Here is a 944-nt window from a genome sequence, read left to right on the forward strand (position 1 = left end):
CTAGGTTTTGTACCAATTCATTTTTTTTCAAAGAGTTTTAAAGGTGTTCTCAAAGGGTCTTCAAAGGCCTTTCAAAGGTCATTTAAAGCCCCTTTCGTGAATCGTTTTCTCTTTTCCTAATCACAATTGGTAATGATGAGTTCCTTTGCCGGAATCGCATTATTTGACAAATTACAGGAATAAATTGTTCTCACCTCTTTTATATGGAATTGACTGAAGATTTTTCGAATCTCTGGCACATCATTGAGAGAGAGAAGAAACTTCCCCTTTAATTGTGCAAGCAGCATAGACATCGTCTGGTAATCCTCCCGCTTAAACAAGTCCTTGCCATAATAATCCTCAACACCAAAATAAGGTGGATCAAGATAAAACAAGGTATTTGGCCGGTCATAACGCACAATAAAATCAGACCAATCTAAATGTTCAATGATAACTCTCGCTAAACGGCGGTAAATAAGCTTTAATACACCTTCAAGTTTGAAGGGATTAAACCGTGCACTACGGTCTGTCTCAACTCTAAACGTACGCTCTGCTACTTTCCCACTAAAACTTAAACGCTGCAAATATAAAAACCGCAAAGCCCGTTCTAAATCCGTAAGCGTTTCTGGATTTTGTGTCTGTAAGCGTTCAAATGTCTCACGGCTGCTTATTTGAAACGCTAACAGTTCTATAAAAGGGTGATAATGGCGTTGTAACACCCGAAAAAAATTCACCACATCTCCTGAAAAATCATTGATAATTTCAGTAGATGGTATCAGTTTCCGTCTAAAGAATATTCCACCCATAGCAACGAAAGGCTCGGCATAAATGCTATGTGGAATATCTTCAATGATTTTGACAATGGTTTTGGCTAATCTTCTTTTGCCCCCAATATAAGCAGCAGCTGGTGAAATAGGTTCAACAGATTTTAATTTTTCCTTATGAAGTATATCCATTATTTTTTA

Annotated in this window: 1 protein-coding gene; it reads right to left on the minus strand. The window is 37.3% G+C overall.

Going from position 1 to position 944, the window contains the following annotated elements:
• Positions 1-116 precede the first annotated feature (116 nt).
• Positions 117-935 carry a DNA adenine methylase gene (locus ACFIO3_RS14085; RefSeq protein ID WP_375608210.1) on the minus strand — a complete coding sequence of 273 codons (819 nt, stop codon included), beginning with the start codon at positions 933-935 and terminating at the stop codon, positions 117-119.
• Between the last annotated feature and the right edge of the window lie 9 nt (positions 936-944).

This window comes from Bartonella sp. AD328YNZD, assembly GCF_042196425.1.